The organism is Geotalea uraniireducens Rf4 (assembly GCF_000016745.1).
Taxonomy (GTDB): Bacteria; Desulfobacterota; Desulfuromonadia; order Geobacterales; family Geobacteraceae; genus Geotalea; species Geotalea uraniireducens.
The window spans coordinates 2878855-2892126 of sequence record NC_009483.1; the positions used below are offsets into that span (position 1 = coordinate 2878855).

At 53.8% G+C, this 13272-nt stretch carries 14 protein-coding genes and 1 riboswitch; of the genes, 7 read left to right on the top strand and 7 right to left on the bottom strand.

Features of this window, described 5'->3' with window-relative positions; genetic code table 11:
• Positions 1-42: 42 nt before the first annotated feature.
• The 5 genes from GURA_RS12680 to GURA_RS12700 all read right to left on the bottom strand — a co-directional run bounded on the left by GURA_RS12680 (position 43) and on the right by GURA_RS12700 (position 5447).
• The gene (locus tag GURA_RS12680) at positions 43-789 is read right to left on the bottom strand and encodes a GltB/FmdC/FwdC-like GXGXG domain-containing protein (protein WP_011939355.1); all 747 of its coding nucleotides are present in this window, start codon (positions 787-789) and stop codon (positions 43-45) included.
• Positions 790-882: 93 nt separating this feature from the next.
• Positions 883-1998 carry a class II glutamine amidotransferase gene (locus GURA_RS12685; protein WP_011939356.1) on the bottom strand — a complete coding sequence of 372 codons (1116 nt, stop codon included), beginning with the start codon at positions 1996-1998 and terminating at the stop codon, positions 883-885.
• A gap of 102 nt (positions 1999-2100) precedes the next feature.
• Entirely contained in the window at positions 2101-3378 is a 1278-nt protein-coding gene (locus GURA_RS12690; RefSeq protein ID WP_011939357.1) for an NAD(P)/FAD-dependent oxidoreductase, read from the bottom strand.
• Positions 3375-3824 carry a 4Fe-4S dicluster domain-containing protein gene (locus GURA_RS12695; protein WP_011939358.1) on the bottom strand — a complete coding sequence of 150 codons (450 nt, stop codon included), beginning with the start codon at positions 3822-3824 and terminating at the stop codon, positions 3375-3377. The genes GURA_RS12690 and GURA_RS12695 overlap by 4 nt, the downstream gene beginning before the upstream one ends.
• A gap of 93 nt (positions 3825-3917) precedes the next feature.
• Complete coding sequence (locus tag GURA_RS12700) at positions 3918-5447, bottom strand: glutamate synthase-related protein (RefSeq protein WP_011939359.1); 1530 nt, start codon at positions 5445-5447, stop codon at positions 3918-3920.
• Positions 5448-5825: 378 nt separating this feature from the next.
• Between GURA_RS12700 and yhbY the strand changes: the two genes are divergently transcribed.
• Positions 5826-6140: a ribosome assembly RNA-binding protein YhbY gene (gene yhbY, locus GURA_RS12705; protein ID WP_011939360.1), complete on the top strand. Its 315-nt coding sequence runs from the start codon at positions 5826-5828 to the stop codon at positions 6138-6140.
• A gap of 71 nt (positions 6141-6211) precedes the next feature.
• On the opposite strand, the gene GURA_RS12710 is transcribed toward yhbY, so the two are convergent.
• On the bottom strand, positions 6212-6778 hold the full coding sequence (locus GURA_RS12710) for a YXWGXW repeat-containing protein (RefSeq protein WP_011939361.1): 567 nt from the start codon (positions 6776-6778) through the stop codon (positions 6212-6214).
• A 76-nt stretch (positions 6779-6854) separates the two neighbouring features.
• Positions 6855-6931: riboswitch (cyclic di-GMP riboswitch) on the bottom strand.
• Between the two features lie 154 nt (positions 6932-7085).
• Here GURA_RS12710 and GURA_RS12715 point away from each other — a divergent pair.
• Positions 7086-7286 carry a ferredoxin gene (locus GURA_RS12715; RefSeq protein ID WP_011939362.1) on the top strand — a complete coding sequence of 67 codons (201 nt, stop codon included), beginning with the start codon at positions 7086-7088 and terminating at the stop codon, positions 7284-7286.
• A gap of 111 nt (positions 7287-7397) precedes the next feature.
• Here the strand turns inward: GURA_RS12715 and GURA_RS12720 are convergent, their stop codons facing one another.
• Positions 7398-8549 carry a deoxyguanosinetriphosphate triphosphohydrolase gene (locus tag GURA_RS12720; RefSeq protein ID WP_011939363.1) on the bottom strand — a complete coding sequence of 384 codons (1152 nt, stop codon included), beginning with the start codon at positions 8547-8549 and terminating at the stop codon, positions 7398-7400.
• Between the two features lie 154 nt (positions 8550-8703).
• Between GURA_RS12720 and rsmD the strand changes: the two genes are divergently transcribed.
• From rsmD to lepA, 5 genes are all read left to right on the top strand, one after another.
• Entirely contained in the window at positions 8704-9327 is a 624-nt protein-coding gene (gene rsmD, locus GURA_RS12725; protein WP_011939364.1) for a 16S rRNA (guanine(966)-N(2))-methyltransferase RsmD, read from the top strand.
• Between the two features lie 2 nt (positions 9328-9329).
• Positions 9330-9818: a pantetheine-phosphate adenylyltransferase gene (gene coaD / locus GURA_RS12730; RefSeq protein WP_011939365.1), complete on the top strand. Its 489-nt coding sequence runs from the start codon at positions 9330-9332 to the stop codon at positions 9816-9818.
• A 41-nt stretch (positions 9819-9859) separates the two neighbouring features.
• A complete protein-coding gene (locus GURA_RS12735; RefSeq protein ID WP_011939366.1) occupies positions 9860-11053 on the top strand; it encodes a pyridoxal phosphate-dependent aminotransferase in 1194 nt (397 codons plus the stop codon).
• Between the two features lie 93 nt (positions 11054-11146).
• Complete coding sequence (locus tag GURA_RS12740) at positions 11147-11341, top strand: DUF1858 domain-containing protein (RefSeq protein WP_011939367.1); 195 nt, start codon at positions 11147-11149, stop codon at positions 11339-11341.
• Between the two features lie 125 nt (positions 11342-11466).
• On the top strand, positions 11467-13266 hold the full coding sequence (gene lepA / locus GURA_RS12745) for a translation elongation factor 4 (RefSeq protein WP_011939368.1): 1800 nt from the start codon (positions 11467-11469) through the stop codon (positions 13264-13266).
• Positions 13267-13272: the final 6 nt, after the last annotated feature.

Here is a 13272-nt window from a genome sequence, read left to right on the forward strand (position 1 = left end):
AGGCGGCTTTTTATTATGCTCTGAAGTGTTCTCGTATCTATACTAGCGAGGCATAGCGCAGTACATGTTGCCGTAAGGACGCTTGCTCTTGGGGAGTATCTTGACAAATTTTTCCCGCATGATTTCTTTAAAGTCCAGTTTAAAGTCCTTGCTGAATTCCTGAAGATATCCCTCCAGTTCTTGCCGATCCTCAGGGGTCAGGTCGAACACGCCGACTTCACTGGAAAGTTTCGCTTCATCCACTCCGCCACGGACATAGATAACCCCGCCGTGCATACCGGTGCCGAAACGGAAACCGTGCTTCGACTTTTCGGGCGCATCGGTGAACATGCCGAGCAGGACGAGCACCCCGCCGGCCATGTATTCGCCGAAGAAGTCTCCTGCCTTGCCGCCCGCCACGAGCACCGGCTTGTTGTCCTGATAGGATTTCATATGGATGCCTACCCGGTAGCCGACATCTTTCAAGATGTGGATGCGGCCGCCGCGCATGCCGTAACCGAGCACGTCGCCCGCATGGCCATGCACCACCACCTTGCCGGCATTCATGGTGTTGCCGATGTTGTCCTGGCCGTTGTCCCTGACAATGATCGTGGCGCCGTTCATGAAAGCCCCCAGGTCATTGCCCGGCACACCGTTAACCGTAATGGTGACCGGCTTGTTGATACCATCGCCGATAAAGTACTGGCCGTTGACATTGACCAGGTCAATTTTATCAGCACCGCCAGCAACCGCCTCACGGATTTTTGTATTCAGATCTCTGTAATATACGCCCTGTGCGTCGATTTTCATGGTAAACACCTCTAAAGTTAAAGTTCAATGTTCAACGTTCAATGTTCAATGTTTTAAAACCTTGAACCTCGAACTTAGAACCTTGAACCTGGTTCAAAATACTCCCGGATTCAGCTTGGCAATGACCGGCTCTCCGCCGCGGGGAGACCAGACATGATCGGGGGCGGGACATATCTCACGGATGGCAGCCTCTTCCGAAGCCATGTAGACGAAGTCATCCTTGGTGGCGCAGACCAGCGGCCGGAGCTTGACCCGGTCGTTGAGGCCGATCAGCCCCTCATTGCTGGCGAAGAGGATGGCAAATGGGCCGTTGAGAAGGCCACTGCCGTACACCTGGCGAATAGCGGTCAGCAACTGGCGTTCGTCTTCCGGCAACGTGTCGATCATGTCCCAGAACGGCGCTGCGAGGGCCATGCTCGCAAGTTCAGGCGTCAGGCCGTGCTTTCTTATCAAAAGGTCGAGCATGTAGGCCACCACCTCGGTGTCGGTGAGCATGGTGCAGAGGTAGCCGTACATCTCCAGGTAACGCTTGTTAATGCCATAGGAGGAAATTTCCCCGTTGTGGACAATGGACCAGTCAAGCAGGGTAAAGGGGTGTGCGCCCCCCCACCAGCCGGGTGTGTTGGTCGGGAAACGGTTGTGGGCTGTCCAGATATAACCCTTGTATTCTTCCAGGCGGAAGAAGTCGGCGATCTCTTCGGGATAGCCGACACCCTTGAACGCCCCCATGTTCTTGCCCGAGGAAACGACAAATGCGCCTTCGATCTCGTTGTTTATGCGCATGACATGACCGACGATCACGTCCTCGACGGTCATGTTCTGGAATTCGACAGCCTCTTTGTAATCGGCAGTCTCAAGCGGCTTGACGAAATAACGCTTGAAGACGGGCGGATTGGCAATGGCGGCAATGCGGCGGGTCGGAATATCCTCCTGCTGTTCGACGAAGAAATGTTCTTCGAGATACTCCTCGGTCAGTTGCAGGGCCATGCCGCTCTCGTACATCAGGTGAAAGGCAAAAAACTCCTTATAGTCCGGGTAAATGCCATAGGCGGCAAAACCTCCACCCAAGCCGTTGCCGCGGTCATGCATAAGGGTGATCGACTTGATGATCACTTCCCCTTCAACCAGTTTTCCCGTCTTGGATATAAATCCGGTCAAACCGCAGTTTGAAATGTCTTTCTCAAATATATGGGTCGGTTGTCTTTTCATGAGATTATGGTTCTCCGATTAACTAAAAGGTACGAGGTACGAGGATCAAGAAAAAGTAGTCTCTCTTCCTCGCTCCTTTAACCTCGCTCCTACAGCCTGTTTTTAAGCTACTTTCCCTTGCGGCGCAAAAAGGGTGCTGCGAATCTCCCTGGTCAGATGGATGAAGCCGAAATCGACGGCCAAAAGCTTATCCTTGAAAGGAGCAACATCGATCTTCTCCCGAATCAGCCCGGCGAAGATGCCGGCCCGGTCCACTGCGCCGACAAGCACCGCTCCCATGAGGAGATTATTCTTCAGAACGATCTTGCGATACTGGTAGTTTTCCTGGTCCTGATAGGTAAGGATTTCAAACTCCTTCTCATCCGACGGATTGGTGATCCCCATGGAGATGGTCGGCACCTTGAACAGTTCGATGGAGTTCATGGCCAGCCCCCCCGCATACCCCTTATCCTTGCCGGCCATGGACACGCCGGCCACGTCGCCCTGGATATAGGCATCCGGCCAGATCGGCATGGGATTCTTGCTTGATGTGAAAAAGTCCCGGGCCTCGGCCACGTCGCCGGCAGCGTAGATACCTTTTGCCGAGGTTTCCATCCGGTCATCGACGACAATGCCGCGGTTGACTTCCACCTTGCTCCCTTTCAGGAAGCCGGCTGCCGGGCGAACGCCGATGGCGACGATCACTGTGTCGCAAGGAATGAAGTCGCCCGATTTAAGGGTAACACCACTTATCGCAGCCCCCTCACCCTCGATCCTGACCACCGTGTCTTCGGTAATGACATCGATACCGTTGGCTTTCATCTTCTTTGCCACGATCCGTCCGGCGGTGCGGTCGAAGGCAGCGGAGAGAATCCGGTCTGCCAGCTCGACGATGGTCACCTTTTTCTCCAGTTGGTAAAGACCTTCTGCCGCCTTGAGGCCGATCAGACCGCCACCGATCACCACTACCCGCTGGATGTCGTAGGCCAGGCCCTTCAGTTTTGCGGCGTCATCCCATGTGGTAAAGGTAAATACCTTCTCCTTGCCCGACATGCCCTCGATGGGCGGGACAAAGGGATCGCCGCCGGTAGCGATGAGGAGCTTATCGAACGGAATAGTATCACCTGCAGCCAGCTTCACCCGCTTTTTATCGCTGTCGACACCGACCACTTCCGAACCAAGCAGCAGGTTGACCCGGTTCTTTTCATAAAAATCTTCCGGCAGATAAGCCATCCGCTTTTCGGTTATTGTTCCGCCGAGAAGATAGGAAATCAGGGGACGGCCATAGGCGATGTGGTTTTCCCGGGAAATAACGGTAATCGTTCCCTCGCTGTCATGATTCCTGATGCCCCTGATGGCGCCGACTGCGGCAACCGAGTTGCCGATAATCACGTAGTTCATTTCTGGCTCCCCTCCTTGTAAACAAGCGCCCGGTTGGGGCAGGCGTCAACACAGGCCGGGTTTTCACGCTCCGGGCAGAGATCGCATTTGTTGGCCTTCTTTTTGTTCAGGTTACGCTGCACAGCACCGTAGGGGCAGGCCATGACACACGACCAGCAGCCGACGCACTGTTCCGTGTCGATCAGCACCACGCCGTTCTCCTGTTTCTGGATGGCGCCGGAGATGCAGGCACGGAGGCAGTCAGGCTCATCGCAATGGCGGCAGTTGGTGGAAAGGGAGATAACCCCGCCATCCCATTCTTCCACGGTACAGCGGGAAATGGGGCGAACCGGTTCATGGAGAAAGGCCTTGACCGGGTCCTTGGATTGTGAATGTTCGGTGATACAGGCCACCTCGCAGAGATGGCAGCCGATACAGGCGTCTTCTATTGAATATATGCGTTTCATCCTTGTTCCTCTTGAAAGCAGTTCTACGTTCCGTGTTCTAAGTTCTATGTTGTAAAATAACCTAGAACGTAGAACCTCGAACATAGAACGGGTTTATTCTCCAGCCGGCATGACGCCGAGTAAATTCATGTCTTTTTCGGAAAGTCCCACTGCGCGCAGTTTGTAACGATTGCCGCGCAGTGATTCGAGGGCATTCAGACCCATACCGCCAAGGATCTCCTTCATCTCGTGCCCCCAGGCGTGGACAAGGTTGACGAGCTTTTCCGCACCGATCTCAGGGTTCAGTCGCTTGGCCAGGTAAGGATTATTGGTGGTGATCCCCCACGGGCACTTGCCGGTGTAGCAGCGCTGACAGAGGGTACAGCCGAGGGCCAGCAGGGTGGAAGTGCCGAGGTTGATGGCGTCTGCTCCGAGGGCAATGGCCTTTATGGCGTCGCCGGAGTTTCTCACGCCGCCGCCGACGACTATGGATACCTGGTTCCTGATGCCTTCGTCGCGAAGACGGGAATCGACCGCTGCAAGTGCCAGTTCCATCGGGATGCCGACGTTGTCGCGGATCACTTGCGGCGCCGCGCCTGTCCCCCCCCGGAAACCGTCAATGGTGATGATGTCGGCCCCTGCCCGGGCGATACCGGATGCGATGGCTGCCACATGGTGCACGGCAGCGATCTTGACCGATACCGGTTTCTCATAGTTGGTTGCTTCCTTAAGGGCATAGATGAGCTGACGCAGGTCCTCGATGGAGTAAATATCATGATGGGGCGCCGGGGAGATGGCGTCAGCACCCACGGGAATCATCCTTGTTTCGGATATCTGGTCGTTGACCTTCTCCCCCGGGAGGTGACCGCCGATACCGGGCTTGGCCCCCTGCCCCACCTTGATCTCAATGCCGACACCAGCATTCAGGTACTGCTCACTGACGCCGAAGCGACCGGAAGCGACCTGGACGATGACGTTCTTGCCATACCGATAAAGATCCTTGTGCAGACCACCTTCGCCTGTGTTATAGAGCGTTCCCAGCTCCTGGGCGGCAGCGGCCATTGCCCTATGCGCGTTCAGATTCAGCGCGCCGTAGCTCATGGCGGAAAAAATAAACGGATACTCAAGCTTCAGCTGCGGTGAAAGCTTGGTTTTCAGCGAAGGCTTGCCGCTCTTCTTATCGTGCACCACTTCTATGGAGTGGGGTTTTTTACCCAGATAAGTGCGGAGCTCCATCGGCTCCCGGAGCGGGTCGATGGAGGGATTGGTCACCTGTGACGCGTCCAGCAGCATATGATCCCAATAAATGGGATATTTGGCGGGATTACCCATGGCCGCAAGAAGGATGCCGCCGGTATCCGCCTGGGCGTAAAGATTTCTGATGTGCGCCCCGGACCACGACTCGTTTTTCTTGAAGTTTTCCTCGTTCAAGCGAATGGTGATGGCGCCGGTCGGACAAAGGGCCGAGCAGCGACGACAGCCTATGCAGCTGGTACTGTCTTCGACAAGAACATCGTCAGCATCGATATAAGAGTGAACCTCGTAGGCGCACTGGCGAATGCAGACCTTGCAGCGGATGCACTTGGCATCGCTTCTGTCAATGTTGAACTCGTTGAATGATTCATTTACGGATTTATAAAGCACCTTTAAACCTCCTGGAGCCGGTACGTCGATATTCGTTATTTATAACCGTCCTGCGCACGATAAGCTTGAGGGTATCTAAATGCCAAATTCGTGCCACCTGCACACCACACGGAAAAATAGACACACCCTAACTACAACATATTGTTATTGCGTGTATATTCCCATTTCACACATTCACGGACTTTTAGTTTTCCATTCAACCGCCCCATCACCACGCAACGCTGAGTAGTTTTAGACTACATATTTGATTACATTATAAACACTGGTTGCCGCTTTCCTGGAACCGGGTCGCGCAACAAATTTTATGTATTTGCCTTCACCGATAGGAGATGTTATATAAGACGCTTTGCGTGAAATTAACCATTGAAAGAAGATAACATGCTGACAGGAAAACAGAAAAGGTTCCTCAGAAGTCTCGGCCACTCCCTCAAGCCGGTAATTACCATCGGAAAAGGGGAAGTAAACGAAGCCCTTGTCAAGGAAACGGTCGAATCCATTGCCGCCCACGAACTGATCAAGGTAAAGATACTGGAAAGCTGCCTGCTTGAGCGGAGCGAAGCCGCCGCCGCACTGGCAGAAGCCTGCAACGCGGAAGTTGCGCAAATTCTCGGCCGGACATTCCTCCTCTACAAAAAGGCAAAAGAACCCGTCATCGAACTGCCGTCGGAGAAAACCAAGCAGAAAAGCAAATAATGTCAATAAAAAAGGCGAGGGAAAATTCCCTCGCCTTCTGCGTTATCCGATCCCCTCGCAGGGACTAAAAGTCAATCGTCGTCTCTATTGTGCCTGCCGTGTTTACGATCTTCCTTCTCCCGCTTCCGATCTTCCTTCTCCCACTTCCGTTCCTCTTTCATCCGCTCATGCTCTTCCTTGCGGTGTTCCTTCGCTTCCCTGCCGGGACGGAAATGCTTGCCGCGGTAATGCCCCTCGTCTTCGCGATAACGCCTGTATTCCTCATCCCTTATGGACCTGATTCGCTGGTACTTGTGCCGGCGAAGCCCTGGCGGAAGTCTGCTATGGGACGTTGCCACCCACGGACCATTGTAACGGGATCCGCGATACCAGGTATTCCCCCTATAGAGGTAGTAACTGTTGGAAACATAGAACAGATCGTATGGCACCCCTACCGCAACATAGAAACCTAGAGTTGAAGGCACGATAAACTCGGGTGGCTCATCGATAACGATCTGCTGCGGAGGCGGCGCAGCAACTACAGTCCGTCCGCCGCCATTGCCGATGTTGATATTCATATCAAAACCGACATCTGCGGCCAGGAGCGGCTGGGAGCCAACAAGCATGGTCAGAACCGTCACTAAAAACACTTTTTTCATTCAATCTTCTCCTTTCATTTCCGCCCGGTTGGTTAAATAAAAAAAAGCCGGGACCGGATATCTTTTTTAGAGATATTTCGGCAACCCGGCTGTCTCCTGGAGACCCAATAGGCTTTCCGCCCCACCTTCACAGGTGGTTTAGTATTATCGTCTATCAGCTGATTCGAATTTGTTGAAATATGTAATTTTTTTATCCCATAAACGCATGGGAAGTCAAGCTAATTATCCAGGACGCCAAGGTTGCCAACGGGAGAAAGCATGATATAAAAGCTTCTGACACCTGGTTAAAGGAAAGGGGTAACAGCGCATGGCAAGAACTGTTCGGGTCAATACCGATACATGTATCAGTTGCGGTCTCTGCGTCTCACTGGCGCCGGAAGTATTTAAATTAGTCGATGGGAAATCTTTCGTCTATAACCCGGAAGGTGCGCCGGAAAATAAAATCCAGGAATGCATCGCCGGCTGCCCCGTAAGCGCCATTCACTGGAAGGAAGACGACGCCCCGTAGGGGCAGGACGAGGTTCGAGGTTCGAGGTTCGAGGTTCGAGGTTCGAGGTTCGAGGTTCGAGGTTCGAGTGTTTTCAACGTAGAACGTAGAACATTGAACATAGAACCGCCTTTAAACCCTTTCATACGGTTCGAACAGCCTCTTGAACTCATCAAGCGCAAAACGGTCGGTCATACCGGCAATGTAGTCGCAGACCACCCGTTCCCGCCCTTCCCGTTCCATTTTTTGCAGATATTTGCGGGGAAGAAGCGTCGGATGCGAGATATACACCTCAAAGAGTTGCACCAGATAGCGTTCCGCCTTGACCCGCATCCTTTCAACCTTGAAATGGCGGTAGAGGTTCTCCATGAGAAAGCGCTTCAGCTGCCTGTTTTTTTCCGCGACGCCGGGGCTGAAAGCCACCACCTGACGGTTTACCCGGCGCAGGTCTTCGATTGAACAAATGCCATGGGCCGCAATATTGTCGCTGGTTGTCGATGTGAGGTCCGTTATCAAAAGTCCGATCAGGGCGCTTATGGTTTGACACTTTTTCCGTTCAGGGTCTATGTCCGGGTACTTGACATCGATCCCCCGGTAAACCTCTTGCCAAAGCTCAACCGTTTCAAGCTGTTCGAGAGTTATAAATCCGGATTTCAGACCGTCGTCGATGTCGTGGTTATTATAGGCAATTTCATCGGCGAAGTTCATCAGCTGCGCTTCTATGGTCGGGACGGTTCCCGGCAGAAATTCGGCAATCGCTCCCACGGGGCGGTCATAGGGCGAAGAATGCTTGATTATACCCTCCCGCACCTCCCAGGAAAGATTGAGGCCGTTAAACCCCGGATACCTCTCCTCCAACTCATCCACGACCCGGAGTGACTGCAGGTTATGCTCGAAACCGCCGAATCCCCCCATCAGCCGGTTCAAGACCTCTTCGCCGGTATGTCCGAACGGCGTATGCCCCAAGTCGTGAGCCAAGGCCAGCGCCTCGGTCAACTCCTCATTCAACTTCAGCCTGCGGGCGATTCCTTTTCCGATCTGGGCCACTTCCAGTGAATGGGTGAGCCGGGTACGATAGTAGTCACCCTCGTGATTGACAAACACCTGGGTCTTATACTCAAGGCGCCTGAACGCAGCGCAATGAATGATCCGGTCACGGTCCCGTTCGAATGCCGGCCGCCCGTCGCGCAATTCCTCATTGTGCTTCCGTCCGCGTGACACGGAGCTCTTGGCGGCATATCCGGCAAGGTCGGGTCTTTCCATGGAATCTGCGTTATCAGGCATGAATGAATCCTCCGTTTTTCCATTTAAATACCGCTGCTGGAGCCTGTCAACAACAAAGTTATTCTTGACTCCCCCAATGACATCATGTTAGATTTTTAACCTTTTTTAAAGCAGAAGTCATCTTTTTCTGATATTTGAATAGCCGGTGTCGCACATGCAGACCAGTCCAGCTCCGACAAGCTGGCACCGTAATGGGGAGAGGGGTAGATTGCGCATAATAAGCGGCTCTGCAAAAGGCCGGAAACTCTTTTCCCCGAAGAATATGCGGGTCAGACCGACTGCCGACCGGGTGAAAGAAGCGCTATTCAACATCCTGACCAGCCTTATCGGTGATTTCAGCGATCTACGGGTGCTTGACATTTTTGCCGGAACCGGCAATCTTGGCATCGAAGCACTTAGCCGCGGCGGAACCCGGACGGTCTTCGTCGACAGCCACCGGGAATCTGCTGCAATTATACGAAAGAATCTTGAGATGCTCGGCTTTGATCAAAAGGCCGGAATTCTCGTCCAAGAGGCACTGGTTGCCCTGAAAGCACTAGAAAAGCGCGGGGAGAAATTCCACCTTGTCTTTCTTGATCCACCTTATCAGACTGGTTTAACGGAAAAAACACTGGAATACCTGGCAGTATCCGGGTTAATTACCGATGAAACGATCATCGTTGCCGAATTTTCAGCACAGGAAGCTATCCCGACATCCTTCGGACAATTACAGGAATTTGACAGGAGGGTTTACGGCGATACAGCCCTGGCCTTCCTGAGCATGTCTCACAGAGGTTGATTATGCCCCTGAAGAAAGCTGTCTATCCCGGCTCATTTGATCCCATTACTTACGGCCACATCGACATTATCGAACGGGGCCTGAAGGTTTTCGACACGGTAATTGTTGCAGTAGCCCGTAACTCGGAGAAAAACTCCCTTTTCAACGTCGAAGAGCGCATCGCTCTGATCAGGGAAGTCCTCGGAGACAACAGTCGGGCAAAAGTTGACACCTTTGACGGGCTTCTGGTAGACTATGTCCGCAAGCAAGGCGCGACGGTCATAATCCGCGGCTTGCGGGCGGTTTCCGATTTTGAGTACGAATTTCAACTGGCCCAGATGAACAGGAGCATCACCCAGGAGGTGGAAACCCTGTTCATGATGACCTCCGTACCTTACAGCTATCTCTCATCATCGATCGTCAAAGAGGTGAGCTCCCTGAACGGCCCCATAGATGGTCTGGTGCCGCCACTAGTGAAAAAGGCGCTTGACGCCAAATTTAACCGCTCATAACAGTGAGAAGCGAGAGTCTACCAATATTCAGGAGGTAATAAATGAAACTTGCAGACCGCGTAAACAAGATCCAGCCTTCCCCCACACTGGCCATCGACGCTAAAGCGAAAGCATTGAAAGCCCAAGGCGTGGATGTCATCGGATTCGGCGCCGGTGAACCCGATTTCGACACCCCAGCCAACATCCGTGAGGCAGGCAAGAAGGCCATTGACGCCGGCTTTACCCGTTACATGCCGGTTGGCGGGGCCGATGATCTGAAGGACGCCATCATCGCCAAGATGAAGAAGGACCACGGCCTGGAGTACAGCCGCGACGAAATTTCCGTGGCCTGCGGCGCGAAACATACCCTTTACAACATTTCCCAGGCCCTCATCCAGGAAGGCGACGAAGTCATCATCCCGGCACCCTACTGGGTTTCCTACCCCGACCAGGTCGTACTGGCCGGAGGCACCTCGGTCTTCATCGAGACCGGTGAAGAGACCGCCTTCAAGATCACGCCGGCACAACTGGAAAAGGCCGTCACCCCCAAGACCAAGGCCCTGATTCTCAACTCTCCCTGCAATCCCACCGGCACAAGCTACACCGAGGAGGAATTAAAGGCCATCGGTCAGGTCTGCCTCAAGCATGACTTCCTCATCATCTCCGACGACATATACGAGCGGCTGATCTACGACGGCCTCAAATTCGCCAACATCGTACAGGTGGTTCCCGAGTTGAAGTCCCGCACCGTGGTGGTCAACGGCGTCTCCAAAACCTACGCCATGACCGGCTGGCGGATCGGCTACGCCTGCGGCCCCAAAGAGCTGATCGGCGCAATGACCAAAATGCAGTCCCAGTCGACCTCCAACGCAACATCCATTGCCCAGAAAGCCTCTGTCGAGGCCCTCAACGGCCCGCAGGAAGCAGTGGCCGCAATGAAGGTGGAGTTCGAGAAGCGCCGGACCTACATCGTCGAGCGGCTCAACGCCATGCCGGGAGTGACCTGCTTCAGGTCCACCGGCGCCTTCTATGTATTTCCCAATTTTTCCGCTGTCTACGGCAAGAGCTTCAACGGCAAAGTGATCAGCAACTCCACCGACTTCGCCGCCTACCTGCTGGAGGAGGCCAAGGTGGCCCTCGTGCCTGGCGTGGCTTTCGGCGCCGACAAGTACGCCCGTCTCTCCTATGCCATCAGCATGGAAAACATCAAGAAGGGGATGGACCGCATTGAAGAGGCCATCAAGAACCTCAAATAACAAAAAAATATTTGATTAATCGGTCTGTTCTGCTAATCTGAAGGCGGGAGCGATGCTCCCGCCTTTTTGTATGCAAATGACAGGGGGAATTCTATGATAAGCAAGGAAATGACCATCGGCGAAATCATCCGCAGGTACCCGCAAACCCTCCCGGTTTTCGAGAAATACGGCCTGGACTGCCATGATTGCCAGATAGCCGACTTCGAGGCCGTGGAACACGGCGCGTCCGTGCACAAGGTCGATATCGGCAGGCTCATGGAAGATCTGAACAGAATAATAAACGCCTGACTTACCCCTCATCCCCCTTTCAGACCCGCAGTTTCTCTCAGAGACATCGCGTAGAAATCCCTTTACATTGAACGCATAGTTATATATCATTTTTTGGTTATACTCCACGTAAAACAAAGGAAATTATGGTATTAGAGAACATCCGCAATTTTTCCATCATCGCGCACATAGATCACGGCAAATCGACCCTGGCCGACCGACTTCTGGAATATACCGGCGCGCTTTCCGAACGGGAAATGCAGAACCAGTTTCTGGACAAGATGGACCTTGAGCGTGAGCGCGGCATCACCATCAAAGCCCAGGCAGTACGCCTCAACTACCGCGCTGCCAATGGCAAAGACTATATACTGAATTTGATCGACACGCCGGGACACGTGGACTTCACCTACGAGGTCTCCCGTTCCCTATCCGCCTGCGAAGGGGCTCTATTGGTAGTCGACGCCTCTCAAGGGGTCGAGGCCCAGACGCTGGCCAATGTCTATCTTGCCCTGGAAAACGACCTGGATGTTTTTCCGGTTCTCAACAAGATAGATCTCCCTGCCGCCGATCCCGAGCGGGTCAAGCAGGAAATCGAAGACATCATCGGCCTGGATGCCCATGACGCGGTCCTGGCCAGCGCCAAGGAAGGGATAGGCACAAGGGAAATACTGGAAGAGATCGTCACGAAAATCCCGCCACCGCAAGGCGACTCGAACAAACCGCTAAAAGCGCTCCTTTTCGACTCATGGTACGACCAGTATCAGGGTGTGATCGTCCTCGTCCGCATCCTGGACGGCATGGTCAAAAAAGGGGACAAGATCCAGCTCATGTCCAACCGGCGCAACTACGAGGTGCTGAAGGTCGGTGTGTTCTCCCCTGCCATGTGCGAGGTGGCCGCGCTTTCCGCCGGTGAAGTCGGTTTCATCATTGCCGGGATTAAAGATGTACAGGACGCCAAGGTCGGCGACACCATCACCTCACTGCACAACCCCTGCGACGGGCCTCTGCCCGGCTTCAAGGAAGTGCAGCCGATGGTTTTTTCCGGCCTTTATCCCATCGACACATCCCAGTACGAACAGTTGCGCGATGCACTGGCCAAGCTGAAACTGAACGACTCCTCCTTTTCCTACGAACCAGAAACCTCTCTTGCGCTGGGCTTCGGCTTCCGTTGCGGCTTTCTCGGCCTCCTGCATATGGAGATCATCCAGGAACGTCTGGAGCGGGAATTCAATCTCGACCTGATTACCACTGCCCCCACGGTTGTCTACAAGGTGCACAGGCTGGACGGCTCAATCATCACCATCGAGAGCGCCAACCAGCTCCCACCCGTGCAGGAGATCCAGTACGTCGAGGAGCCGTTTATCCTCGCCTCGATCCATGTGCCGAATGAATTCGTCGGCGGCATCCTCGCATTATGCGAGGAAAAACGGGGCGTGCAGCGGGAGATAAAGTACCTCACCCCCACCAGGGTGATGGTAATCTATGAGCTTCCCCTCAACGAGGTGGTGCTCGACTTCTACGACCGGCTCAAATCAATAACCAAGGGGTATGCATCACTTGACTACGAGCATCTCGATTACCGGCGGAGCAACCTGGAACGGCTCAACATCATGATCAACGGCGAGGTGGTCGACGCCCTGTCGCTGATCATCCACAAGGACAAGGCCTATTTCCGCGGCCGGGACCTGGTGTCCAAGATGAAAGAGCTGATCCCCCGGCAGATGTTCGAGATTGCGATCCAGGCGGCCATCGGCAACAAGGTCATTGCCCGGGAGACCGTCAAGGCCATGCGCAAGGACGTTCTCGCCAAATGTTACGGAGGAGATATCACCCGTAAGCGCAAACTGCTTGAAAAACAGAAGGAAGGGAAAAAGCGGATGAAAAACGTTGGTAATGTCGAACTGCCGCAGGAGGCGTTCCTCGCCATATTGAAGGTGGAAGGTTAGCAACGG

Coding starts and splice junctions, on each gene's coding strand:
- GURA_RS12680 (WP_011939355.1), bottom strand. CDS start 789: ATGAAAATCGACGCACAGGGCGTATATTACAGAGATCTGAATACAAAA.
- GURA_RS12685 (WP_011939356.1), bottom strand. CDS start 1,998: ATGAAAAGACAACCGACCCATATATTTGAGAAAGACATTTCAAACTGC.
- GURA_RS12690 (WP_011939357.1), bottom strand. CDS start 3,378: ATGAACTACGTGATTATCGGCAACTCGGTTGCCGCAGTCGGCGCCATC.
- GURA_RS12695 (WP_011939358.1), bottom strand. CDS start 3,824: ATGAAACGCATATATTCAATAGAAGACGCCTGTATCGGCTGCCATCTC.
- yhbY (WP_011939360.1), top strand. CDS start 5,826: ATGCTGACAGGAAAACAGAAAAGGTTCCTCAGAAGTCTCGGCCACTCC.
- GURA_RS12710 (WP_011939361.1), bottom strand. CDS start 6,778: ATGAAAAAAGTGTTTTTAGTGACGGTTCTGACCATGCTTGTTGGCTCC.
- GURA_RS12715 (WP_011939362.1), top strand. CDS start 7,086: ATGGCAAGAACTGTTCGGGTCAATACCGATACATGTATCAGTTGCGGT.
- GURA_RS12720 (WP_011939363.1), bottom strand. CDS start 8,549: ATGCCTGATAACGCAGATTCCATGGAAAGACCCGACCTTGCCGGATAT.
- rsmD (WP_011939364.1), top strand. CDS start 8,704: ATGCAGACCAGTCCAGCTCCGACAAGCTGGCACCGTAATGGGGAGAGG.
- coaD (WP_011939365.1), top strand. CDS start 9,330: ATGCCCCTGAAGAAAGCTGTCTATCCCGGCTCATTTGATCCCATTACT.
- GURA_RS12735 (WP_011939366.1), top strand. CDS start 9,860: ATGAAACTTGCAGACCGCGTAAACAAGATCCAGCCTTCCCCCACACTG.
- GURA_RS12740 (WP_011939367.1), top strand. CDS start 11,147: ATGATAAGCAAGGAAATGACCATCGGCGAAATCATCCGCAGGTACCCG.
- lepA (WP_011939368.1), top strand. CDS start 11,467: ATGGTATTAGAGAACATCCGCAATTTTTCCATCATCGCGCACATAGAT.